General features: G+C 43.9%; 25 protein-coding genes. 6 read left to right on the top strand and 19 right to left on the bottom strand.

Annotation, left to right across the window (positions count from 1 at the left end):
* Window positions 1-12: 12 nt before the first annotated feature.
* Window positions 13-1,674, bottom strand: a complete 1,662-nt coding sequence (locus tag ACESTK_RS15120) for a DUF11 domain-containing protein (protein WP_187565064.1) — start codon at window positions 1,672-1,674, stop codon at window positions 13-15.
* A gap of 691 nt (window positions 1,675-2,365) precedes the next feature.
* Between ACESTK_RS15120 and arcC the strand changes: the two genes are divergently transcribed.
* Window positions 2,366-3,298 carry a carbamate kinase gene (gene arcC, locus ACESTK_RS15125; protein WP_148461122.1) on the top strand — a complete coding sequence of 311 codons (933 nt, stop codon included), beginning with the start codon at window positions 2,366-2,368 and terminating at the stop codon, window positions 3,296-3,298.
* On the opposite strand, the gene ACESTK_RS15130 is transcribed toward arcC, so the two are convergent.
* Both ACESTK_RS15130 and ACESTK_RS15135 read right to left on the bottom strand, forming a co-directional pair.
* Window positions 3,285-3,353: a DUF6783 domain-containing protein gene (locus ACESTK_RS15130; protein ID WP_368072592.1), complete on the bottom strand. Its 69-nt coding sequence runs from the start codon at window positions 3,351-3,353 to the stop codon at window positions 3,285-3,287. The two genes, arcC and ACESTK_RS15130, sit on opposite strands and share 14 nt — an antisense overlap.
* Before the next feature lie 105 nt (window positions 3,354-3,458).
* Window positions 3,459-4,355, bottom strand: coding sequence for a hypothetical protein (locus tag ACESTK_RS15135; RefSeq protein ID WP_373120160.1), 897 nt, complete (start codon window positions 4,353-4,355; stop codon window positions 3,459-3,461).
* A gap of 256 nt (window positions 4,356-4,611) precedes the next feature.
* Between ACESTK_RS15135 and asnA the strand changes: the two genes are divergently transcribed.
* A complete protein-coding gene (gene asnA / locus ACESTK_RS15140) occupies window positions 4,612-5,619 on the top strand; it encodes an aspartate--ammonia ligase (protein ID WP_118578181.1) in 1,008 nt (335 codons plus the stop codon).
* A gap of 20 nt (window positions 5,620-5,639) precedes the next feature.
* Window positions 5,640-6,050, top strand: a complete 411-nt coding sequence (locus tag ACESTK_RS15145; protein WP_148461119.1) for a CBS domain-containing protein — start codon at window positions 5,640-5,642, stop codon at window positions 6,048-6,050.
* A gap of 86 nt (window positions 6,051-6,136) precedes the next feature.
* Here the strand turns inward: ACESTK_RS15145 and ACESTK_RS15150 are convergent, their stop codons facing one another.
* From ACESTK_RS15150 to ACESTK_RS15160, 3 genes are all read right to left on the bottom strand, one after another.
* Window positions 6,137-6,859: an amino acid ABC transporter ATP-binding protein gene (locus tag ACESTK_RS15150; protein ID WP_148461325.1), complete on the bottom strand. Its 723-nt coding sequence runs from the start codon at window positions 6,857-6,859 to the stop codon at window positions 6,137-6,139.
* Window positions 6,860-6,872: 13 nt separating this feature from the next.
* Window positions 6,873-7,565, bottom strand: a complete 693-nt coding sequence (locus tag ACESTK_RS15155; protein ID WP_118578179.1) for an amino acid ABC transporter permease — start codon at window positions 7,563-7,565, stop codon at window positions 6,873-6,875.
* 241 nt (window positions 7,566-7,806) lie between these two features.
* Window positions 7,807-8,586: a transporter substrate-binding domain-containing protein gene (locus ACESTK_RS15160; protein WP_173718157.1), complete on the bottom strand. Its 780-nt coding sequence runs from the start codon at window positions 8,584-8,586 to the stop codon at window positions 7,807-7,809.
* A gap of 336 nt (window positions 8,587-8,922) precedes the next feature.
* Here ACESTK_RS15160 and dapF point away from each other — a divergent pair, with 336 nt between their 5' ends.
* On the top strand, window positions 8,923-9,777 hold the full coding sequence (gene dapF / locus ACESTK_RS15165; RefSeq protein ID WP_373120163.1) for a diaminopimelate epimerase: 855 nt from the start codon (window positions 8,923-8,925) through the stop codon (window positions 9,775-9,777).
* A gap of 43 nt (window positions 9,778-9,820) precedes the next feature.
* On the opposite strand, the gene ACESTK_RS15170 is transcribed toward dapF, so the two are convergent.
* The 8 genes from ACESTK_RS15170 to yedE all read right to left on the bottom strand — a co-directional run bounded on the left by ACESTK_RS15170 (window position 9,821) and on the right by yedE (window position 16,307).
* Window positions 9,821-10,138, bottom strand: a complete 318-nt coding sequence (locus ACESTK_RS15170; protein ID WP_118578176.1) for an AzlD domain-containing protein — start codon at window positions 10,136-10,138, stop codon at window positions 9,821-9,823.
* Window positions 10,128-10,853, bottom strand: a complete 726-nt coding sequence (locus tag ACESTK_RS15175) for an AzlC family ABC transporter permease (protein ID WP_118578175.1) — start codon at window positions 10,851-10,853, stop codon at window positions 10,128-10,130. Before ACESTK_RS15175 ends, ACESTK_RS15170 begins: the two co-directional genes overlap by 11 nt.
* Window positions 10,854-10,974: 121 nt before the next feature.
* Complete coding sequence (locus ACESTK_RS15180; RefSeq protein WP_373120164.1) at window positions 10,975-12,996, bottom strand: FtsX-like permease family protein; 2,022 nt, start codon at window positions 12,994-12,996, stop codon at window positions 10,975-10,977.
* A complete protein-coding gene (locus ACESTK_RS15185; protein WP_173716048.1) occupies window positions 12,989-13,756 on the bottom strand; it encodes an ABC transporter ATP-binding protein in 768 nt (255 codons plus the stop codon). The genes ACESTK_RS15180 and ACESTK_RS15185 overlap by 8 nt, the downstream gene beginning before the upstream one ends.
* 261 nt (window positions 13,757-14,017) lie before the next feature.
* A complete protein-coding gene (locus ACESTK_RS15190) occupies window positions 14,018-14,656 on the bottom strand; it encodes a DUF3786 domain-containing protein (protein WP_173718159.1) in 639 nt (212 codons plus the stop codon).
* Window positions 14,657-14,687: 31 nt separating this feature from the next.
* Window positions 14,688-14,930 carry a DUF3343 domain-containing protein gene (locus ACESTK_RS15195; protein WP_148461113.1) on the bottom strand — a complete coding sequence of 81 codons (243 nt, stop codon included), beginning with the start codon at window positions 14,928-14,930 and terminating at the stop codon, window positions 14,688-14,690.
* The gene (locus ACESTK_RS15200) at window positions 14,930-15,136 is read right to left on the bottom strand and encodes a sulfurtransferase TusA family protein (protein ID WP_148461112.1); all 207 of its coding nucleotides are present in this window, start codon (window positions 15,134-15,136) and stop codon (window positions 14,930-14,932) included. Before ACESTK_RS15200 ends, ACESTK_RS15195 begins: the two co-directional genes overlap by 1 nt.
* Window positions 15,137-15,227: 91 nt before the next feature.
* A complete protein-coding gene (gene yedE / locus ACESTK_RS15205; RefSeq protein ID WP_118578170.1) occupies window positions 15,228-16,307 on the bottom strand; it encodes a YedE family putative selenium transporter in 1,080 nt (359 codons plus the stop codon).
* Between the two features lie 169 nt (window positions 16,308-16,476).
* Between yedE and ACESTK_RS15210 the strand changes: the two genes are divergently transcribed.
* The gene (locus tag ACESTK_RS15210) at window positions 16,477-17,640 is read left to right on the top strand and encodes an aminotransferase class V-fold PLP-dependent enzyme (protein WP_373120165.1); all 1,164 of its coding nucleotides are present in this window, start codon (window positions 16,477-16,479) and stop codon (window positions 17,638-17,640) included.
* 57 nt (window positions 17,641-17,697) lie between these two features.
* Complete coding sequence (locus ACESTK_RS15215) at window positions 17,698-18,597, top strand: selenium metabolism-associated LysR family transcriptional regulator (RefSeq protein WP_118578168.1); 900 nt, start codon at window positions 17,698-17,700, stop codon at window positions 18,595-18,597.
* A 184-nt stretch (window positions 18,598-18,781) separates the two neighbouring features.
* On the opposite strand, the gene ACESTK_RS15220 is transcribed toward ACESTK_RS15215, so the two are convergent.
* The 5 genes from ACESTK_RS15220 to ACESTK_RS15240 all read right to left on the bottom strand — a co-directional run bounded on the left by ACESTK_RS15220 (window position 18,782) and on the right by ACESTK_RS15240 (window position 23,248).
* Window positions 18,782-19,375 carry a 50S ribosomal protein L25 gene (locus ACESTK_RS15220; protein WP_118578167.1) on the bottom strand — a complete coding sequence of 198 codons (594 nt, stop codon included), beginning with the start codon at window positions 19,373-19,375 and terminating at the stop codon, window positions 18,782-18,784.
* A 214-nt stretch (window positions 19,376-19,589) separates the two neighbouring features.
* Entirely contained in the window at window positions 19,590-20,207 is a 618-nt protein-coding gene (locus tag ACESTK_RS15225) for an ABC transporter ATP-binding protein (protein ID WP_195991834.1), read from the bottom strand.
* 175 nt (window positions 20,208-20,382) lie between these two features.
* The gene (locus ACESTK_RS15230; protein ID WP_373120166.1) at window positions 20,383-21,321 is read right to left on the bottom strand and encodes an ABC transporter ATP-binding protein; all 939 of its coding nucleotides are present in this window, start codon (window positions 21,319-21,321) and stop codon (window positions 20,383-20,385) included.
* Between the two features lie 50 nt (window positions 21,322-21,371).
* A complete protein-coding gene (locus ACESTK_RS15235) occupies window positions 21,372-22,244 on the bottom strand; it encodes an ABC transporter permease (RefSeq protein WP_373120174.1) in 873 nt (290 codons plus the stop codon).
* A gap of 11 nt (window positions 22,245-22,255) precedes the next feature.
* Complete coding sequence (locus ACESTK_RS15240) at window positions 22,256-23,248, bottom strand: ABC transporter permease (protein WP_187565072.1); 993 nt, start codon at window positions 23,246-23,248, stop codon at window positions 22,256-22,258.
* Window positions 23,249-23,275 lie beyond the last annotated feature (27 nt).

Consider the following 23,275-nt stretch of genomic DNA (forward strand, 5'->3'; position numbering starts at 1 on the left):
TCCATTCACGAGTCATCTGTGAGCATTGCCTCCAAACATTCTTCTGGCGGCTACAGCGGAAAAAAGAAACGAAAGCAGAATCAGTACCTGAAACAGCTCTTTGTGGGAAGTATCCCCTGTTTTTGGAGAGGTGGACGCAGCCATTGTGCTGCCATCATTATTCCCACTGCCTATGCCAGTTCCATCTCCATTTCCACCCCCATTTCCGTTTCCGCTTCCATTTCCATCCTTCTCCTTATCTTCCACACGGATGGTTGCCTGATCCCGCACTGCGCTTTCCTCACCAGTCTCGTCAGTAACTACAATAATCTGATTCATCAGATTCTGGTCTTTCAGATCTTTTGGAAGTACAACTTTTGCCTTTAAATTCACACAGCCACCAGGTGCGATTTCCTGGATTTTCGCCTGAGTTCTGCTTTTATTCAAGGTTATACCTCTCTGTTCCTGAAAAGTAGCTGTTACTCCGGCAAGCCCGAAACGTTCCGTAGTAACTACGGAATGCAGAGTCACCTCTCCGGTATTGTGAATACTGATCTGATAAGTCACAGTCTCCCCAGGGCTGGCGTTGTCGCAGTCAGCTGTTTTCTTTACCGTAAAAGAGGCTTTTCCCTGCTGTAATGTTAACTGTTTTTCTGCTGCTTTCTCCAACGAAACCGGATTTTCTGTTTTTGCAAAAAGCTCCAGCTCCAGATTACTTTTCTGATTCATGTCCGGATCTATATAAAAAGACAGGGTTCGTGTTTCCCCTGCGGAAAGGCATTCCAGCACTGCACCACTTTCCAAAACTTCAAGGCCAGGCTCCTTTTCCCACACAGGTACCAGTTCCTGTTCTTTTACTTTGGCCTGAAGGGAAATTTTATAAAAAGGTACCTGACCATTATTTGTCAGATTCACTGCCATATGAATGCGTTTTCCAGTATAAAGCGCCTTTTCCTTGGCTTCCATTTCCACTGAAAAATCCATGTGTGCAGCTGGTATCTCCAGATTCTTAGATAAAGCTTTACACAAAATGGTTTTTTCATTTTCCACTTTTTTTACAATGTAAACTCCACCTCCATTTTCTTCTCCGCTTATAGCACCATTTGCATGCAAAATATCCTGACAGGTAGGAACTGTATGTTTTTCTGCTGGAAAACGATATTCATCCCGCAAGGTAACCGGAATTTTCAGCTGTTTGCCCTGTTCTCCCGGATTTATTTTCCAGCGGAATCCGGTTATACTGCTGGATCTTCCGTCAGCAGTCTCGATAGGAAGCTCCTCTTTCAGGCAGCCTTCAGGTGCCATAAACGAAGCATCTGGCTGAAAATATTCAGAAAGCCAGACTACCAGTTCGTAAGATGTTGGATGAGGTATTGTTTCATCCGAAAAATCATATTGATCATTTTCCAGGCTCCCGTCCTGATTTCCACTGCTGAATAAATTTTCATCGTCACTTTCATATTCCTGGTTTTCATTTTCCCGCGTAAGTGACGCCAGCCCATCTGCCTTTACAGAAATCACCGCCTGAAATTTCTGTAAATCTGTCCATGCCGCATCTTGGGCAACAGATAACCCGCCTTCCATTTCTGCTCCATATGCCACTGCCGGCTGCGCCGTGCATCCAACCAGCATCCCAGCTTCTGCAAGCAGACTTACTCCCACTGCCAGTATCTTTTTCCATATTCTGTTTTTCATTATAACTTCTCCTTTTCTACCCCTATTTTTCACTAATCTCTGTTATTAAACTACTATTTTACAAAACGGACTTGCCGCCTACTGGCGACATCACCATATAAATGAGTCACTGACAGCACATGGGAATCACACCTTTCTCATTTAAACAGATCCTATTCACAGCATTCCGAAGCAAATTTGCCTTGCCATTGTATGCATCCATTTTCAAAAAAGCGTATAAAACGCCCAGGTTAACAGGTTTCCTTCAAAAAACGGGTTATCTTGCGCCGAACCGGCGCGGTAGAAATTCTTTTCTGCAGAATGCAGAAACAAGATAGGTTTACTTTACCACACTTGGTCTTTAAATGCAATAAAGGGTCGGATTTTATTTTCATTTCATATTTTTTCGATTTCTTTTAGATTTGAGACACATTTTCCTCACAAATTGCCGATATAATGAATTTCGGATAGATGAAAAACCACTCTCTATCTCCCCCCTCAAAAATATAGGAAATGAGCCATCTGCTTGATGCGGATGGCTTTTCCTGTTTCAAGGACTTTTCTATTGCAATTCCCACCCTTAGCTTTTATAATGGAAGATATTACACAAGGATGTCCGGAGAAATCATTCATGTTGCTGTGAATACTTTCACAGTAATCCACTTAACTCTGATATCCGCATTATATTCTTGACAGAAACGAGGTATCTCCTATGAGTGAAAAAATCGTAGTAGTTGCATTAGGTCACAGAGCTCTCGGCACCACACTTCCAGAGCAGAAAGTAGCCACCAAAGCCGCAGCAAAAGCAATCGCAGATCTTGTTGAAGAGGGTGCCAAGGTGGTAATCTCCCACAGCAATGGCCCACAGATCGGCATGATCCACACTGCAATGAATGAATTTGGAAAGACACACCCGGATTATACATTCGCTCCTATGTCAGTCTGCTCCGCAATGAGCCAGGGCTACATTGGATATGACCTTCAGAATGCGATCCGCTCTGAATTTATCAGCCGCGGAATTTACAAACCTGTTGCTACCATTCTTACCCAGACTGTTATTGATCCATATGACGACGCTTTTGCAGATCCGGAGAAAATTATCGGACGTGTTCTCACTGAGGAAGAAGCTGAAGCAGAAGAAGAAAAAGGAAACTTTGTCACCAGACTTGCTGATGGCGGATACAGACGAATCGTAGCAGCTCCGAAGCCACAGAGAATCGTAGAGCTTGAGACTATACGAGCACTTCTCAATGCAGACCAGGTTGTTATCGCAGCCGGCGGCGGTGGAATTCCAGTGCTTGAGCAGGGCATCAACCTTCACGGTGCCAGTGCCATCATTGAGAAAGATCTTGCCGCAGGACTTCTTGCAGAAGAATTAAATGCCGATACTCTTCTGATTCTCACAAGTGTAGAGAACGTAAGTCTGAACCACGGTCAGGTAAATGAGCAGAAGCTTGGCAGCATCACTGTAGCAGACGCTAAGAAATACATCGAAGAGAACCAGTTTGCTTCCGGTTCCATGCTTCCCAAAATCGAAGCAGGTATTTCCTTTATTGAGAAAGGGGAAGGCCGGAGCACTGTGATTACCGATATGGCTCATGCCAAAGAGGGCTATGAAGGGAAAACAGGAACTACCATCCGCTAGAGAGTGTTTGAAAAAGGCTTTCTGCAAGATGTGCGTCACAATTTGCGGGAATGATTTTTCAAATACGTTCTAAACATACAAAAAGGAACCTCCGACGAAATAAGTACTCATCTGACGAGGTTCCTTTTTTTACTATTATTTTACTATTATTTCCCCAATCTCAACGAGCAGTAAGCATCAATGAGGAATCCTCTGACTCTGTATTTATGATTCCGATCAGATCTCCCTCTTTCAGGGTAATCTTACGCTCCACGCCATCTGTCACTGTCATGCTTCCGTTTTCACCCTCTTCTCCCATGATCATAAAACTTACAAAACCATTTGAACAGGAAGCAATGTAATATCCTGGGACAATGCCTCCATCCACATTTTCCCCAACCTCCAGCACATCTCCCGCCATCAGTTTATAAGAGGCTGAATCAGCCCCAGAGCCGAACATATCTCCAAATTCTTCTTCAAGTATCGGAGCAAGGCTGTCCTTTAGGGAATCCCGGATTTCCGGTAAGCTTGCGCAAATGATCACCAGGACCATGAGCCATCCAAAAAGGGAGCCTTTTTTCTTTTTTACCGGTTTCTGGGTGTAAACACTGCTTTTTTTAGCTGTAGTGCTGTAAGTTCCAGCTGTACTTTGTCTGCTCTTGGAATTATAATTCCCAGCAGGGACAGAGACCTTATTTCCATTCTTAGCAGCGCCAGTGCTGCCTCCATATGTACTTCCTGCTTTCACACTTCCCTTATTATAAAAATTCCCTGTGCCTGCACCAGCCAGTGACTTAGAACTTCCAGTTCCCGTTTTCTGATCATATTTATTTCCGGCTCCTGCCACGCCTGTTCCGGTCCCGGTCTTATATGCAGCACTTCCAGCCTTCTTATCTCCCAGCGGGATTTCCTCCTGGCGCATGATTGCCCGCGCCCGGCTGGTAGCATGACGGTAATGGTCACTTCTGTTCTCATTCAGATGATACAAAGTCTCATCATTTCTATAAGGCATTCCACACAGCTTACATCTGCCATTTACAACAGGCCCATCGCAGACCTGGCACCTTTTTTTCTCCATAGACATCCTCCCGGTTCTCTGGTTATTCTGTTTCACCACAACCTGTAATTCCTGTTTTTGCTCCAACAGGGAAAAATCATCACATTCTTTGTCTTTTATTGTATCTTTTTTGCATATTTCTTGCAAGGTCTAAATTGCCAAGCGGGAAAATACCTGTTATAATAAACCGAGATTGTTCCTGTTTACGTTTTAGTAACCACAGAACATTATCGTGAACAGAAAACAGAGATTAACACAATCAACAAGGAGGATTCCCATGGAACAATTAAAAATTCCTATGGGCTATCATGCAGACCTTAATCTTCATGATACTCAGGTAGCAATTAAAACTGTGAAAGATTTTTTCCAGCAGACACTTGCACAGAAGCTGAACCTTCTGCGTGTCTCCGCACCTATATTTGTAGATCCAAGTTCCGGCCTCAATGATAACCTGAACGGCGTGGAGCGTCCGGTAAGCTTTGACATCAAAGGCATGGACTGCAACGCTGAAATCGTACATTCTCTTGCAAAATGGAAGCGTTATGCACTGAAGAAATATGGTTTCTCTGTAGGTGAGGGCTTATACACCGATATGGTTGCCATCCGCCGTGATGAGGATGTTGACAACATCCATTCCATCTATGTAGATCAGTGGGACTGGGAGAAAATCATCACCAAAGAAGAGAGAAATGTAGAAACTCTCATTAACACTGTCCGTACTATCTACAGCGTACTCCGCAAGACAGAGAAATACATGGCAGTACAGTATGACTACATAGAAGAAATTCTTCCAAGAGAGATTGCATTTGTCTCCACAGAAGAGCTTGTAGACATGTATCCGGATCTTACCCCTAAGGAAAGAGAATACAAGATTGTCAAAGAAAAAGGCGCTGTTTTCCTTATGCAGGTAGGTAAGAAACTGACAAATGGCGAGCGCCACGACGGACGTGCTCCAGACTATGATGACTGGGAATTAAACGGCGATATTCTGGTATACTATCCTGTACTGGACATTGCCCTTGAACTTTCTTCCATGGGTATCCGTGTAGACGAGACAGCACTTGACAAACAGCTTACAGAAGCCGGCTGTGACGACCGCAGAGAGCTCCCGTTCCAGAAGGCCATTCTGAATAAAGAACTTCCATACACAATCGGCGGCGGTATCGGTCAGTCCCGTATCTGTATGTTCTTCCTGCGCAAGGCTCATATTGGAGAAGTACATGTTTCCCTGTGGCCTAAGGAAATGCAGGAAGAAGCTGCTAAAGGCGGTATTCCACTTCTGTAAAATAGAATCGAGGGATCAAATTGAATATACTTTTTTTCTTAACACCGAAAAGTGATATTGCCTACATTTTCGAGAATGAAACTTTGAGGCAGACTCTTGAGAAAATGGAACACCGGAAATTTTCCTGTATTCCTATTCTGAATCCAGATGGAAAATACGTAGGTACTATTTCTGAGGGTGATCTTCTCTGGGGAATGAAAAATCTGAACATCACGGATATGAAAACAGCCGAGGAAGTACCGGTTATGGCTATCTCCAGAAGAGCCACCTACAAACCGGTACACGTTGACTGCGACATGGAGGATCTCCTGGACCGCGCAATCAACCAGAACTTTGTGCCGGTTATAGATGATCAGGATCACTTTATCGGAATTGTCACAAGGAAAGAAATCATCAAATATTGTTATAAAGAAATGAAGAAAAACGCATAGGATTTTAAATCACCGCATTTTTTCACACAAAAAAAAGACAACCTCTGTCCCATTTAAACCAATGGAAAAGGTTGTCTTTTTTCTTTTTACAGAACCTTAGACAAAAATTCCTTCAATCGCGGATTCTGCGGATTTTCAAAAAACTCCTTCGGCGCATTCTGTTCCTGAATTTTGCCATCATCAATAAATAAAACTCTTGTTGCAACCTCTCTTGCAAATCCCATCTCGTGAGTAACTACAACCATAGTCATGCCGCTCTTTGCAAGCTCTTTCATCAGCTCCAGAACCTCTCCAACCATCTCCGGATCCAGTGCAGAAGTAGGCTCGTCAAAAAGCATAACATCCGGATTCATGGCAAGGGATCTTGCAATGGCAATACGCTGCTTCTGACCACCGGAAAGCATATCCGGATAAGCATTTGCCTTATCTGGAAGTCCCACACGGGCAAGAAGCTCGTCCGCACGTCTGGAAGCCTCTTCCTTTGTCATCAGTTTCAAGGCAACCGGTGCCATCATAATATTCTGCTTTACCGTCTTGTGTGGAAACAGATTAAACTGCTGGAAAACCATTCCGATCTTCTGACGATGTCGATTTATGTCAACCTTAGGATCTGTGATATCTGTTCCTTCAAACAGGATTTTACCTCCTGTAGGCTCCTCCAGAAGGTTGAGAGAACGAAGGAAAGTAGATTTACCAGAGCCAGATGGTCCGATAATGGCAACAACCTCGCCCTGACAAATATCTGTGGAAATTCCATCCAGAACCTGATTGGATCCAAACGCTTTTTTCAGATCCTGTACCTGGATCAAAACTTTACTCTTATCAACGCTCACTGGTTCTCAGTCTCCTCTCCAGTTTATTCATAAAGAAAGTCAGTACCATGACCACGATCAGATAAATTGCTGCTGCTGCCAGAAGAGGCATAAAAGCATTGTAGGTACGGCTCTGGATCAGCATTGCACCCTTGGTCAGGTCCATCATTCCGATGTAACCGATAATAGAAGTTTCCTTGATCAGCACGATAAACTCATTTACCAGTGCAGGAAGCACATTCTTAAACGCCTGTGGAATGATAATAAGACGCATGGTCTGGGTAAAATTAAGTCCCAGGCTACGTCCTGCCTCTGTCTGTCCCTGGTCAATTGACATGATTCCGGAACGGACGATCTCCGCAACGTAGGCACCTGAGTTAATACCAAATGCCAGACTTCCTACCAGAATCTCATTGACGCTTACAGAACCAAAAACTACAAAGTTCATGATCAGAAGCTGGATCACAGTAGGTGTTCCACGGATCACAGTCAGATAAACTCTGCAGATGGAGTTGGCAATTTTAAAATTCCCGGATTTATCGTGGGAAGAACGGATAATTGCCACCAGAAAACCAATACAGATACCGATCAACAGGGCGAAAACTGTGATGATCATGGTATTTTTCAAACCATCCAGCAGCCAGGTGTATCTGTCATCTTTTATAAAATTGATATAAAAATCGTGTCCAAATTTTTCAAACATATTATTTCCCTTTTTATTTGCTTATCTAATGGTGCAGTGCCTGCTTCTCTTTCGGCACCATTCCATATAGGAAAAGCTGCCAGAACTGTATGCTGGCTGTTTTCATTCTTTCAGTCAGTAACATTAGTATGAGTCACCTTGATCTGCATGTATCCAAAGCTTATACATTCCAAGCTTTTCCCAAACAGCATTCATCTAGGTGACTCACACTTCTCTGACAGCTTATGCTGTATTATTTCTATCAGTCAGCTTTTACAATGATAACCTGGCTTGCATTTGCATAGGTGTCTGTGAAATCAACGCTCTCCAGACGATCCTCTGTAACGGTCATTCCGGCAGCACCGAAATCAGCTTTTCCAGACTGTACTGCGGCAAGGATTGCATCAAACTCCATATCGTCGATCTCAAGCTCATATCCAAGCTTATCACAGATTGCCTGTGCAATATCAGCGTCGATACCAACAACCTCATCACCTTCACGATACTCATATGGCTCGAACTCAGCGTTTGTTGCCATTACAAGAGTTCCGTTGGAACGGTCTACATCTTCCGGAGACTCATATGGTGTCTCGCCAATGTTATCACCGATGTAGTTGTTCATAATATCATCAACAGTTCCGTCCTCTTTCAGTTCTTTTAATGCGCCGTTGATCTTGTCAAGAAGCTCATCATTGCCTTTCTTCAGGCAGATTGCATACTCTTCTTCAACGAATGGCTCGTCCAGGATCTTCAGTCCGTCTGCATTCTCAACGAATTTCTGAGCCGGCTGTGAGTCGATGATCACACAGTCGATCTGACCTGCCATAAGTGCCTGGATTGCTTCGCTTCCTTTGCTGTAACGCTTAACAGTTGCTCCGTCAGCCTCATATTCACTAGCTTCAATATCACCGGTTGTACCAAGCTGTACACCGATTGTTGCATTCTTAAGATCATCCTTTGACTCAACAGTTGCAGCAGATACGCCAGCAGTCATGGAAACTGCCATTACTGTGCCAAGTGCAAGAGCTACCAATTTTTTCATATTCTTTTCCTCCTCTTAATCTCATATACAGAACCAGTTCCTTATATCTTCATCCACATAGTAAGCTGTTGCTGTTTATTTCTTCCACAACAACCGACTTCACAAGATGGGGACATAATTATTCATGCTTTCTGCATATTCATTCATCTGTCTTTTCCTCATTTTATCAGCTTTTGGGAAAAATGCAAGAGTTTCCATAAATTTCCCCAACTTCTTTGTCATTATTTGGAAAAATTCACTTTTTGATAACAGATCTGTGTTATGATATGATTTGTGTGGAGTAATTAAATAATTGAATGACCAAGGCGTTAACCGCCCAAACAGGAGGTATTTATTATGAAATTTACAAAAATGCATGGTATCGGCAACGATTATGTATATGTGAACTGTTTTAAAGAAACTGTGAAAGATCCATCAGCAGTTGCCAAATTTGTGAGTGACAGACATTTTGGAATTGGCTCAGACGGACTGATTCTGATTAAGCCGTCTGACATTGCAGACTGTGAGATGGATATGTACAACCTGGATGGTTCCCAGGGTGCTATGTGCGGCAATGGCATCCGCTGTGTAGCCAAGTATGCTTACGATTACGGCATTGTAAACAAGACCAGTATCAGCGTAGCGACCAAAAGCGGCGTGAAATATCTGGATCTTTCTATCCGTGACGGAAAAGTCAGTATGGTAAAGGTCAATATGGGCGCCCCTATTCTTCAGGCTTCTCTGATTCCAGTTGTATCTGAGTCTGAGCAGGTCGTAAATGCCCCTATTGAAGTAGACGGACAGATTTATCACTTTACAGCTGTTTCCATGGGAAATCCTCACGCCATCGTATACATGGATGACGTAGACGGACTGAAAATCGAAAAGATCGGTCCATCTTTTGAAAACCATATAAATTTCCCTGACCGCGTCAATACCGAATTCGTAAAAGTCATCGACCGACACACTGTCCAGATGAGAGTCTGGGAGCGCGGTTCCGGTGAGACTCTGGCTTGTGGAACAGGTGCCTGTGCAGTTGCAGTTGCTTCTATTTTGAACGGGCTGGTTGACCGTGATCAGCCGGTTACCGTGAAGCTTCTTGGTGGCGATCTTAATATTTTCTGGGACGAAAATGACGATCAGGTTTATATGACTGGTCCGGCGACTACTGTATTTGATGGGGAAATTGATCTGGGATTTCTTGGAGAATGACTCAATAAAAAGGCCCTTGCGGACCGTAGGCATTTTGTAATGCTTACACTGCAAAGGCCATTATTCTTTCTACAATAAATACTGCACCACAGGCAAGAAGCGCCACAGTCAGCAGACTCTTCTCTTTGTACGCTGCAATCAGCGCCACTACAAATCCCACTACAGCAGAAATCACACTTGCCGTTGCCGACAAAATCGCCGGAAACGTCATAGCTGCAAGACAGGCATAGGGCACATAAAACAGAAATGATTTTATAAAAGGATTGGTAATCTCCTTCTTCGCCAGTGCCAATGGCAGCATACGGATCAAATATGTAACGCCAGCCATAACCAGGATATAAATATAAACATTAGGCTTCATGAGCTTCCTCCTTGGCATTTTCTTCATCAACCGGGCAAAGCCATGCTGCCAGTCCGGCTACCAGAATTGTAGTAATAATAATCACAAATCCGGATGAGACTTTCGATAATACAGGAACCCAGGCAAATAATGCGCTCACTGCCATTGCTCCAAGAACAACCAGAAGCACTGCTTTGTTTTTCTTGGATGGCGGAATAATGACAGCCAAAAACATTCCATAAATGGCAACTCCAAGTGCACTCATAATAAAATCAGGAAGAATACTTCCTGAAATAGCTCCAAGCAGGGTTCCAATGGTCCATCCCGGGATTGCTACACTCATTACACCATAATTATAAAACGCACTGACTTTCCCCGGTTTACTGGCACTGACTCCGAATATCTCATCTGTTACGCCAAATGCAACTCCGTAACGATGCCCCCAAGTTTCATCACGTCTTAGCTTCTGTGAAAGGGAAAACGACATCAGACAGTATCTCAGATTGATAATCAGCTGAGTAAGTGCCATTTCCCATAAGGAACCTCCTGCTATGATAATATCAAGACCTGCAAATTGTCCCGCTGACGTAAGATTCGTCAAAGAAATCAAGACCGCCTGCCAGATAGACAGTCCGCCCTGCACCGCCATCATACCAAACGTAAAGGAAACAGCCAGATACCCCAGGGCAATGGGGATTCCATCTGTAATTCCTTGTTTAAAGCTCTCTTTTTTCATGAGAGATTTCCTCCGGTTTCTTCTGTAGTCACGCAAAGAGCCTGGGAAACAGTTTTGGCCTCCCAGGCTCTCTCATTGTAGCACTTTACACTAATAAATTCAACTATTATCCCTTGTATTCTCACTTTCTCTCTACAATCTTGTAATAAACCTTCGCTGTCAGCCCATAAATCACGCCATAAACCAAAGCAAACACCAATAATGTCACCACCGTGCATCTGGCAAACAAACCGCTGTTTGTCATGCTAAACAGCGCCAGCAGTCTCTTTACCATAGGAAATGCCATAGCAATATGCAGTGCTGCCATTCCAAGAGGAAGGAAAAATACCATAAGGATCTGTCTGTGAATGGAAGATTTCACCTCTTTATGAGTCATGCCCACCTTCTGCATGATCTCGAACCGTTCCTTATCCTCATAGCCCTCTGAAACCTGCTTGTAGTAAATGATCATAGCCGCCCCCATCAGGAACAGCAGTCCAAGGAAAATTCCAAGGAACAAAATTCCACCGAACATACTGTAAAAACTGTTATACAGATCCTGTTTTATAGTATTGTAGTTCATTCCCACTTCTATAGTTCCAGCTGCTTTTTCGGAATCCAGAAGCTCCGTTGCAAGATCGCCTACTTTGGTGGCAGATGCATATTTTTCTTCTTCACTTCCAGACAGATACACATCCGTTTCCAGTTCCATCAGAGACATTGCACTTTGATAAACTTTCTCCTGCTGCAAAAACAAAGCAAAAAAGTCTTCGTCATTTACAACCAGCTTCAAAGAATCCATAGAAGAAAAATTATCTCCCACATACTGGTAATTTTTCAGCCATTCTTTCACCTGGTAAACCTTGTTATGAATCTCCAGAGTCTCACCGTCTGTTTTTCCATTGTGGTAAGCAAGAACTTCACCTGGCGCAAGGGAAATCTCTTCTCCCGTAACCCTGGCATACTCTTCCTGTGGAACCACGGTAAGGGTTTCCAATGAGGCTGGCATTGCCATAAGGGAACTCCCATCAACATTTGCAAATTTCCAGCTCCCATCTTCGCTTCCCACAAGCGTAGATGAAAAAGCAATTTCGGTGTTAATTTTCTCATAAGAAACCTGGTTTTCAATTTTTCCCAGTAATTTCTCTCTCATTTTTTCCAGATCTTCATAAGAATTTCCCCGGTACAGCACATTCACATCCGCCGGACAGCGTTTGTTCATAATATCATCCAGTCCGGAATTCAGGCACACCGTAGAAGAGATCATCAGAAGTACGCCTGTGCTCAGAATGCAGATACTTGCAAGTCCAACTGCATTTTGTTTCATGCGGTACAGCATACCGGAAACAGCAGTAAAATTCTTGGTTTTATAATAAAATTTCTTATTCCAGCGCAGAACTTTGAGCACCACAATGCTTCCTGCTGTAAAAAGAAGATACGTTCCTGCCATTACCAGAACCACTGCCACAAAGAACAGCGCCAGCGCCGAAAGAGGTGACTCTGTGGTAATGGCAATATAATATCCGATAAACAGACAGATAAAACCAGCAACCGCCATCAGCCATTTTGCTTTTGGTTCCTTTTCCCCTGCATTTTGTGCCTGAAGAAGCTGAATCGGGTTTGTTTTGTAAACCTTCCTGATATTTACCAGAAGGATCAAAACAAATATAGCTCCAAACACTTCCAGGCATATTCTGATTGCCGGAACGCTGACTTCGAACCCAAAGGACGCCGGAACCTTGATCAGTTTCAAGAGCAGCAGAAGCGCCAGCTTGCTTCCCAGAATTCCCACAAGGATTCCGCCAACAAAACTGATCAAGGCACTAAACAGATTCTCCAGCATCATAACCCTGCTGATATGCTTCTTTTCCAAACCGAGAATGTTGTAAAGTCCCAGTTCCTTTTGTCTTCTTTTCATGAGGAAACTGTTGCTGTACAACAGGAAAATAAAGGAGAAAATAACAATAACGCCAACTCCCATAGTCGTGATCATCAACACGTCACCACTGTGACGGATCGTTTTCATTCCTGCATTATGATTGATAAAAAGCATCATATACAGCATTGCCACATTGAACAGACACGCCAGAATATAGGGCACATAGATCTGTTTGTTTTTTCGGATGTTTACAACTGCCAGCCTGGCAAAAAATCCCTTACGCATGATACTCACCGCCCGTCATCAAAATGGTTAAGGTATCGGAAATCATCTGATACATCTCCTCTTTTGTTTTCTCGCCGCGATAGATCTGGTGGAAAACTTCACCATCTTTTATGAACAGAACCCTGGATGCCCGGCTAGCTGCCTGGGCGCTGTGAGTAACCATGAGAATGGTCTGTCCCTGTCTGTTTATCTCTCCGAAAACGTCCAGAAGAGCATTTGCAGCCTTGGAATCGAGAGCCCCTGTGGGTTCATCCGCAAGGACCAGGCGCGGCTGTGTAATCAGAGCCCTGGCAACTGCACATCTTTGTTTCTGTCCTCCAGAGACCTCATAAGGATATTTTTCCAGCAGTTCATAAATATGAAGAGCCTGTGCAATAGGGCGGATTTTCTGCCCCATTTCCCGGTAATCTTCACCAGCCAGCACCAGCGGCAGATAAATATTATCCCTCAGGCTGAAGGTATCAAGAAGATTAAAATCCTGGAACACAAAGCCCAGATTTTTTCTTCGAAATGTAGAAATCTCCTTGTCAGAAAGGTGTCCCAGGCTTTTTCCATCCAGAAGTACGTCTCCGGAAGTAGGTTTATCCAGTGTTGCAAGAATATTCAGAAGTGTAGTTTTTCCGGAACCGCTTTCTCCCATAATTGCAACAAATTCACCTTTTTCCACAGAAAAATTCACATTGGTCAATGCCTGCACCTTATTTCCGCCAAAACGGGTGGTATATATTTTTTTCAGATTTGTAACTTCAAGTAATGACATTTTTTACTCCTCTCCTTTATCAATGAGCTTTTTCATACGCTTCCTTGCAAAAAACAGTATACTTAAAAAAGTCACTTGCTGCCATCGAATCAGATTACAAAATGCAGGCAGAATCTTACAATGTTGTAAGGTTGTCACATAAAGTTTGCAAGAAAAAAATTTCATCTGGCAAAACTCTTTATGATATAGAAGATTTGGTCAGTATTTTTTGCAATATAAAAAGGCCGCTGACATATACGACCTTTTTTATATTATAATCCCCTATTGGGCATATATCTTCTCTGGCGTCATTCCGGCAGCCAATGTAAGATAATACACCGCGTCCGCCGCCACACACACTACGTTTTCCTCATGCATAAACTCTGTGATTTCCGAATCAAAAAGCATGTTTGCCTGTGCTTCAAATTCCTCATCCTTATCCCAGAACAAAACTGCAATATTCAAAAAAGGAAATACCGGAAGCACATACCCCACATCTCCCTGAGGAAGCAAAGTTCCCCCAAGAGCCTCACAGGCTTTTCTTAATTCTTCTGTTTTCCCGGCGAAAAGCTCCTGCAGCCTAAAAATAATCGTCCTTCTGTAAGCAGCCTCAAAAGGATACACTCTCTTCACCTGGCGAAAAGCCACCAGATTGCCCGATGCCACAGGATGAGCTGCTGAATAGTAAAACGTATTATAAATATTCATCACCGTATCAAATCCAGGGCTTTTCCCATCTTCTGTAATGAATCCGTTTTTTCGGTCAATTCGAAATCTTTTTGAAAAGTAGATGATATAAAGAAACTCCTCATCAGCTTCCAGCTGAAATTTGCGAATCAGTTCCTCCTGATCCATTTCCAGGAATTTCAATCTCCAGTTCTCGATTACCTGGTCATAATTAGACTGCCTGTTTTCTGGCATAATACATTCTCCTCTTATCCGCTATTTACCTTTAGCTATGCCATATAACTTGAAAGCTTCCTGTTTCAAGTATTTTTACCAGCTGCTCCACTTCATCGGAGTTCCAGTTTTGCGCAGTCTGTGCTTCCCCTGTGAATTTCACGCAGGTTCCGCAGGAAGAGCTTAAATTCCTTGGCACCGGCATGATCGTAGCCGGATATCCCTCTTTCTCACATTTTTTCTTGAAAGACATAGCTCCAAAATGGGAAAAAAATGTGGCTATGTAATCTCCCATTATTTCTCAAGAGTGAGGACAAAGTCTTCCCCATCCTCTTTTACAGACACCTTATATCCCTGATGCAGGGCGAAACGGGATACGTTTTCTTTGGCTGTTACGTTATCTACCATTACCGTATATGCCTTCTCACCGGATGCCAGCGCATTCTTAGTACGGATCACAGGTTCCGGGCAGGAAAGCCCTCTTGCATCTATTGTTTTCATACACTTAATCTCCTTAGATTTTTCATTATTTCAACTAAACGGAATTGTCTGTTTACACAGATATACTATAAATGAGCGTCCTTAATCAACTTCACGCTTCATTCTTACGCATGGAATTTACTGTCGCAATCACGATCAGAACCACAAAACCGATCACAACAGCGATCTTGCCATTTGCAGTCGGGCCTTCTCCAGAAGATGCCAGTCCGAAATTATGTGCTACAGCTGCACCAGCCATCAGACCAAATACTGTGATGGCGGAGTCTGTGTTTCCTTCACCAGCCAGAACCAGCTGACGAAGCGGGCAGCCTCCAAGAAGGACACAGCCAAATCCTGCAAGCGCCATTCCAAGTGCATTCCAAAGACCATCTGTATGTGCGACAGGTTGTCCTGCAAATCCTGGATTAAAATATCCCAGGATCATGTTTCCGATCAACGCACTTACCAGAATTGCAATAAATCCAAGAAGCAGCTTCCACTCTCCAAACAGTACCACGTCACGGATTCCTCCAACCATACACAGGCGGGTTCTCTGTGCAAGTGCACCTACCAGAAGCCCTGCGATCAGGGAGATTGCAATTGCAGCATGCTTTGCTCCAGGACCACCGTCAGCTTCTGTGAAGTGGATGAATGCAGGTGCTGCAATGAGAAGCAGAAGAATTCCGATTTCCACTACTGGGAAAATGCCGCCTTCAACCGGCTGCATTTTATAGGAACGTTTCAGAGTATAGCCTTTTTTCAGGAAAAATACTCCGGCAAGGATTCCAGCAATAAATCCGATCAAACCAAAGATGGCGTTGAAATCGCCGCCAGCCAGACGAAGGATCATGCGGAATGGGCAGCCAAGGAACATCAGGCAGCCGATCATAACGAACATTCCGATCACAAAACGGGTAACAGGTGCGGAGCCGCCTCTTGGCTTAAATTCTTTGGTTGCAAGAGCAAGAATGCAGGAGCCAAGTACCAGTCCTACAATTTCCGGGCGGATGTACTGAACCGCAGCTGCACTGTGGAATCCCAGTGCTCCTGAAGTATCACGCAGGAAGCAGGCAATGCAGAAGCCCATATTTGCAGGGTTTCCGAAATATACCAGAGCCACTGCAATGATTCCGATGATGACACCGGCTCCGATGATTATGGGTGTTTCTTTCTTTGACAATGTTTCTTTCATACTCTTTCCTCCTTAGATAACTGTCAAATCTTTCCTCTATTTTAGCATTTTTTGTCAGAAAACTCTAATTGATTATGTGGGATTATTTTAAGTATTTATAGATATTGTCGATAAATCGTGGTATTATAGATATATTAAATAACCATTTTCCAAGCGAAAGGATATAATCATGAACCGAATTTACCTCGACCAGGCCAGTACCTCTTTTCCAAAGGCTCCAGGTGTGGCACAAGCTATGATGGATTACCTGACTATGAACGGAGTTAACGTGAACCGCGGCTGCTACTCCAGTGCTTACTTAGCAGAAGAAGTTATTTATGAGACACGCCAGCTGCTGGCAGAACTTTTCCACTTTTCCAAATGCAAAAATGTAATTTTTACACCGAATGTCACCACCAGTCTCAATTTTATTTTAAAAGGATTCTTAAAACCAGGAGACCATATTCTGGTATCCGCCATGGAGCACAATGCAGTTATGAGACCTGTAGTACAGCTGGCTTCCTCAGGGATTTCCTTTGACCGGATTCCTTGCAGAACGGACGGCTCTATGATTCTGGAAAAAGTAGAAGAACTGATCCGCCCTGAGACGAAAGCTATTGTCACTTTACATGCTTCCAATGTATGCGGAACCAGGATGCCCCTTGATGCCCTTGGGGAAATCTGTCAGAGGCACCAGCTTTATTTTGTTGTGGATTCTGCACAGACGGCTGGGATCGTACCAATCAATATGGACAAAATGCATATTGACGCGTTAGCTTTTACCGGACATAAAGGACTTCGGGGACCACAAGGGACAGGTGGTTTCCTGGTTTCCCAGGAATTGGCAGAACAAATGGAACCACTGATTTCCGGCGGTACCGGAAGTGTATCTCATACGGAAGAAATTCCGGATTTTATGCCGGATCGCTTTGAATCCGGGACACCTAATCTGCCTGGAATTTATGGACTGCATGAAGCACTTTTGTACTTGAAAACGCATTCTTTGCAGGCGATAAATGAAAAAGAATTGTCTCTCACTGGTTATTTTCTGGAACAGCTGCAGGCACTGGACGATACTGGCAGACATATCCGTATTATTGGAAAAAAAGATCTCACTGACCGAAATGCAGTTGTTTCGATCCAGACACCAGAAATCGATATGTCACAGGTGGCGTGGCAGCTGGACAATGAGTATGGTGTTATGACCAGAGTCGGACTCCACTGCGCTCCAAACGCCCACAAGACGCTTGGTACTTATCCTGCCGGAACTATCCGGTTCTCCTTTGGACCGGAAAATACAAAGAATGAGCTGGATTTTGCCATCCAGGGATTAAAGAAAATTTTAGACTTATAAATTCAGCATTAGTAACACTTAATTAGTCTTTGAGAAAGGAACCAGTATTTTTATCCTATGGAATTTAAACAATTAGAGGCCTTCGTAGCCGTAGTCGAAAATAAAAGCTTCTCCGAAGCCGCCCGCCAGCTGAACCTGACCCAGCCCACCATCAGTGCCCACATCAATTCTCTGGAACAGGAATTGAACTCGCGGCTGCTGATCCGCACCACCAAGAAGCTGAACATCACCCAGCGCGGTCTTCTGCTCTATGACTGCGCCTCCAATATGCTGAACATGCGCAGCAACATTATAGAAGAGTTCACCGGACAAAATAAAAAGATCATTGACCTGGCTGTTTCCACCATTCCTTCCTCCTACCTTCTGCCAGGTATTCTCAGTGCCTTCACCTGCCAGATTCCAGACGTATATTTTCACTCCTGGCAATCCGACAGTCTCGGCGCTGTGGCAAGAGTTCTAGATGGCAGCGTGGATCTGGCTCTGGTGGGAAATACCTTTGACGAACCAGACTGCTGTTTTATCCCTTTTTGCAAAGATAAACTTGTAATTGCCACCCCGGTCAACCAGCATTACCTGCAATATCAGCAAAAAATGGATTCCGGTACCCTTGATTTCTCTGATTTTCTAAGAGAACCCTTTATTATGCGCGAAACTGGTTCTGGAACCAAAAAGGAAATTGACCGCTATCTGGAAAAACGAAATATCCCGGCTTCTTCCCTGCACATTGTAGCCCGCATGAACGATCTGGAGGCCATCCGCAAGTCTGTAGCCGGCGGCCTTGGAATCTCCATCCTCTCTGCCTGCTCTGCCAAAGATCTGGCCGACACCCACCAGATTCTCATGTTTCCCCTGAATCACGAATCCGCCATGCGAACCTTCTACATTGTGTACAGTAAGAACCGGATTCTGAAGCCACATGTGAAGCAGTTTTTAAAATTCGTAACAAATTTTTATTAGAGCGTGTTTAAAAAAGGCTTTCTGCACGATGTGCGTCACAATTTATGGGAGATTTTTCAAACACACTCTAATAACCGCTTTTAGAAATACCAGACAAAAGGAAGCTGCCCACCAATTTCCCAGTGAACAGCTTCCCATTTCATTCACACATATTCAAAATTCAATTTCAGCAACTGCCGCCAGCTTATTTCTCCTCAGCAGTCTCTTCAGCCTCTGTCTCAGTCTCCGGAACTACGTTGTGAACTGGTGTTACAGTTGCGACAACTGCTTCCGGATCAGTTGTGATGTGGATATTCTTATTCTTGGCGATTTCAAGGTCTTTCACACGAAGCGTATCACCAATCTTCATACCAGCGACATCAACCTTGATCTTGTCAACCAGATCTGCCGGAAGTGCTTTGTATGCAACCTCTTTCAACTCATCCTGCAGAACACCGGACATAACTTTCTCTTCATTTTCCAGAATGATCTCAGCAGTGGAATGAACCATCTCATTGCTTACCAGTGCCTGGAAATCAACTTCCTCTACTGTATGTGCAAGTGGATTATAATCAACTTCCTTGATCAGCGCATCATAGGTTTTACCATCCAGTTCCAGCATTACCTGGCTTCCTTTATTGTTGTTTTTCAACAGAACTTCAATTTCTTTCTTAGTAAACTTAAGGGGAATGGAACCTTCAATTTCTCTGCCGAACAGGTTACCTGTTACAAATCCTTCTCTTCTTAATTTCTTTGCTTTGACATCCATGCTTCTTTTTTCAGCTTTTAAAGTATTCATTTATCTTTTCCTCCAAAATTCTGAAACGCTTAGCAGCCTTCAACAAAGAGGTTTTGTTAAGTACTTCTTTTTTCTTTTTACGTCCCTTATTATAGTCACTTGTTTCAATTATGATTAACCAAACATAACTTTTTTTAAGGGATTTTTTTGTTAAAATCTGCTCTTGTTTTTCTTGGAAAATGGAAGTATAAAATAAATGAATCACTCAAAATTTTCAGGCAGTTGTCTTCTCTGCCGTAAAAGGCAGTTTTCGCTCTGCAACCTGCTTCAATAATGCCTCACTATGAGATACCACGATCAACCCGATTTCCCGCCTTTTTACTTCTTCCAGCAGGAAATTCCATATCTGGCTCTGCGTGATGAGATCCAGCATGGTACTGATCTCGTCTGCAATCAGAAACCTTGTCTCTTTTCCCAGTGCTCTTGCAATACAGAAACGCTGCAATTCCCCACCGGATAATTCCTGAGGATACCGGTTCAGCCAATCTTCTTCTATCCCCAGCCCCTCTATGATCCGATTTTCAACCTGCCCTCCATCAGACAAAATTTTTTCCATTTTCAGTCTGGGATTCACAGCCCTTTCCGGATGCTGCCAGATCATCTGCACCGGACAATACCCTTTCTTCGGCAAAGGCTTTCCATCCAGCAAAACCTGTCCTTTGCTGGGTTCCAGATAACCAGCCAGAATTTTACACAATGTGGTTTTTCCATAGCCACTTGGTCCTGGCACCCACACTCTTTCGTTGTTTTCCACTTTAAATTTTATATTTGAAAAAAGTTCTGCGCCTTTTCTCTCATAAGAAAATGAAATATCTCGTGCTTCCAGAATCATTTTATATCTCCTGTTATAACTATTCAGTAGGCAATATGCATTAAAGTTATCCCCTATCTGACTTTACTATGAAAGTCCCGGATTACGAATGCTGTCGGCAGCAGTGGGAGTGCCACAGGCACACAACAGCTGACTTTCCTATATAGTAATGTCGCCGATAGGTGGTATTTCCGTTTTACATACAATACCGGATACACCTGACACTTCCGCATCCATCCTCCACCATAGGTATCTCCCCTGTGCATTCTTCCCGATACCAGCTGCACCTTGGTCCAAAAGGACATCCCTGCGGCATGTCTTTCACATAAGGCTGGGTTCCGTCAAGAGGGGTAAAGCCATTCTGTGGAAGTGCTCGCCACAATGCTTTCGTATAAGGATGACGCAAGGTCTCTTCTGAACGAAAATCCGAAACCGGGGCCTCTTCCACTGTTTTTCCTGCATAAAAAACAACGATCCTGTCAGCAACTTCCAGTGCCAGCTCAATATCATGAGTAATCAAAAGAACTCCATTTCCTTCATCTGCAAATTTTCTGAAATCCTCCATAGACTTTTTTGCAAGTGTCAGGTCCATGCCAGGCGTAGGTTCATCCGCAATAATAAGCTTTGGATTTTCCATTAATGCAGTAGACAGCAAAATTCTTCTGGTCATTCCTCCAGAACACTCGAAAGGATATTTCGTTTCTGTTTTCTCAGGCAGACCATACCTGCGGAACAATTCCGATTGCTTTTCTGCCCCTTTTTTCCCTCTTTTTCCACAGACCTGTTTCCCCACTTTCATAAGCGGATCCAGATATAAGGTGCTCTGAGGTACGAAAGCAATTTCCTTTCCACGAAGTTCACTGATCTTCTTTTCGTCCATCAATTCACCCTGGAACTTCATAGTTCCGGATACATTTGCATTATAAGGCAGAATTCCCAAAATCGCATGTGCCAGAAGACTTTTTCCGGAACCGCTGGAGCCGACTACAGCCACCAGTTCCCCTTCCCTCACTGCAACAGATAAGCCTGAAATCATGGGAAGCCAGCTCTGTCTGCTGGTTTTCCCTTTATATTGGAGAAAGGAAACGGAAAGCTCTTCTATTTCCAGTATTTTTTTCTTATTTGTACAACTCATATTTTTTCATACGCTGCTGTCTCTTACCGGACAGTCCCTCCTGCTATTCTCTATTTGTGAACACTTCCCGGATCCAGAAGCTGACGAAGAGCTGTACCGCCTTTTTCAAACAGCACAACCGTAAGAACCAGCATCATTCCAGGAAATACAGCCAGCCACCATTTGCCCATGATCAGATAGCGCATACTTTCTGATAAAATAACTCCAATCGCCGGCTGCTCCGTGGAAAGCCCGAAGCCCAGAAATGTAATACTGGACTCATGAAGAATTGCATGCGGGAAAAGCAATACCAGCCCAACAATAAACTGGGGCAGAACATGGGGAACTATGTGTTTTTTCGCAATCTCCCATTTGCCCAGCCCAAGCTTTCCTGCGATCTGAATATATTCACTTTCCCGAAGCTGCATAACCTCACCTCGGATCAGCCTTGCCAGAGATGTCCAGTGTGTCAGCGCCACACCTGCGATCACTCCCTTCAACCCTTTTCCCATAGCATAGGAAATCAGGATCAACAGCAGAATATGCGGAATTCCCATAACAGTGTCAATTGCAAAAGAGATGGCAGAGTCCACCTTTTTTCCAAGAGTTGCTGCACAAATTCCAAGAATCAGTGCCATAACTGCGCTTACACCTGCTGCCAGCACGCCAATAAGAATACTCATAGATAAACCAGTAAGAGTACGGTAAAACATATTTCTGCCCAGCCAGTCTGTACCAAAAGGATATTTCAGACAGGGTGCAATATTTTTTCTGGAAAAATCAGTCACCATAGCGGCATCATGAAGCACCACTCCAAGTATGGCTGTCGCCGCCAGAAAAGCCACAGAAAGAATCAACAAAAGCCTTGCTTTCTGCCGCTGGTTCAGCCTTTTCCTCTGCTTTTCCACGACTCTCGGACTGCCCTTTGAACAACTGTTTTTCATTACGCCTTCGTTCATAGTCCCAGCCCTCCCTTCCGGATTCTGGGATCAACAACTCCATACAGTACATTTGCCAGGAAATTTCCCAGAAAAACAATGGCTGCTGTTATCAATGTAATTCCCATAAGAAGAGGTACATCACTGCCAGTTCCCGCCGCTACAGCCGCCTGTCCCAGTCCCGGATAGGAAAATACCTGCTCCACAAGAACGGAACCTCCTATGATCTCACTGACAGATGCAAACTGCAGGGTCATGGCCGGAAGCAGCACATTACGAATGCCATGGTGAAAAATGATGCTTCCGGTTTTCTCTCCCCGCGCCTTTGCAAAAAGGATGTAATCGCTTTCCATTATATCAATCATTTTTTCCCTGGTATGTAATGTGATATTCGAAATTCCGGTTATGCTTAAAGTGACTGCCGGAAGAATGGCATGACGCACTCTGTCCAAAAAGGTAACACCGCTGACTTCTACTCCAATAGGAACACTAAGTCCAATGGGAAGGATTTTCATCCAGACTCCAAAAATGATCAACAGCAAAAGTGCCAGCCAAAAAGAAGGAGTGCTGGCAATCACCAGCGAATAGCCTTTTATGATCTTATCCGGCAGCCTGCCCTGAAACACCCCTGCAAGTACTCCCAGAAGGAAGCCCACAAGTCCGGAAACCACCCACGCCAGTCCCATAAGAAAAAGAGAATTTCCCAGCTTCACTGCAATGACCTTTGTCACCGGCTGCCGGTATAACAGAGAAATTCCTCCATCTCCCTTTATAAATGCATTCAGCCAGTTCAGATATCTCTGCACTGGCGGTTCATCCACGCCCCAGTAGGAGCGCAGCTTTTCTTTTTGTTCTTCACTCATACTGCCCAGAGCAGCCTGCCCCACATTGGCCTGTAACGGGTCAATGGGGGAAGCTGATACAAGGGCAAAGGTAAGAATGCTTACTGCAAAAAGCAGTAATATGATTCGTAGCAGGTTCTTTCCTACATAAATACCTATGCGTTTCATCTTAATTTATCCGTTTCGTTTTTTCTT

The sequence above is a fragment of the Ruminococcus sp. Marseille-P328 genome, from assembly GCF_964249465.1.
GTDB lineage: Bacteria > Bacillota > Clostridia > Lachnospirales > Lachnospiraceae > Blautia_A > Blautia_A faecis.